Genomic DNA, 992 nt, shown 5'->3' with positions numbered 1-992 from the left:
TCTCAGAGAATATCCCAGCCAGGCTCCAAAAACTGATAGGAGTCATCACGTCGTGCTTTCGCCTGGTACATCGCTAAATCCGCATTTTCAAATAACACCCTGGCCGATGTCGTCCCGAAACGTGCGAGGCTGATCCCAATAGCGGCCCCGATTTTGACTTCCACGTGATTGATAGTAAATGGCGTTTTCAGTCCGTCAATAATACGCTGGGCAATGGCGGACGCCGCCTCACGATCGCTGCATCTGGCGGTTACCACGAACTCGTCTCCTCCCATGCGTGCTACCGAGTCGCCCGAGCGCATGCAACCCTGTAGCCTTTCGCTTACCTGCTGCAGCAACGTATCCCCTGCCGCGTGCCCCATCGAATCATTGACTGCCTTGAACCCATTCAGATCGATAAACAGCACAGTGGTGTATGACAGGTCTTCAACCTGCTCAAGCATGCAGCGCACCTTGTCGTTAATCCAGGCTCTGTTGGGCAATCCGGTTAACGGATCGCGCGATGCCAGTTGTTCCAGCATCAGCATCTTTTCTTTATCACGAGTGATATCGCGCGAAACCAGCACTGCCCCGATGTTTTTGCCGGTGGAAGGATCGCTGACCCCGCAGGCCTTAGTACCCAGCGTAATGTAGTGACCGTTGCGATGGCGTTTGCGCACCTCGACGACGTCCGGCTGTTCGCCACCGTTGAAGATGTTTACCAATGTCTCTGTTGCAGGTGCGCGGTCGTCAGGATGCAGGAAGTCCACCACCCGCTGGCCTACCATTTCATCGGCTGACCAGCCAATCATTTCGCTGTAGGAGGGAGAGATCGAAACATATCTGCCATCCGCATCACAATGGGCGATCAGATCGGTGCTGTTTTCAATCAGCAGGCGGTATTCTGCCGCCGTACGCAGCGCGTCCTCAAGCGCTTTACGCTGTCCGGTAATATCCAGAACGAAGCCGCTGTACTGCAGACGTGAAGCGCCCGGCAGGCCGGAAACAATCAC

1 protein-coding gene is annotated in these 992 nt (G+C 55.1%); it reads right to left on the bottom strand.

Annotation, left to right across the window (positions count from 1 at the left end):
- Positions 1-2: 2 nt before the first annotated feature.
- Positions 3-992: sensor domain-containing diguanylate cyclase (locus tag WH277_RS02330; RefSeq protein WP_339504181.1), on the bottom strand; the 990-nt coding region annotated here is incomplete at its 5' end.

The sequence above is a fragment of the Erwinia sp. MYb416 genome, from assembly GCF_037479575.1.
In the GTDB taxonomy this organism is placed as follows: domain Bacteria; phylum Pseudomonadota; class Gammaproteobacteria; order Enterobacterales; family Enterobacteriaceae; genus Erwinia; species Erwinia rhapontici.
The sequence above is the reverse complement of the archived record's forward strand: the minus strand, read 5'-3'. Positions and strand labels throughout refer to the sequence as shown.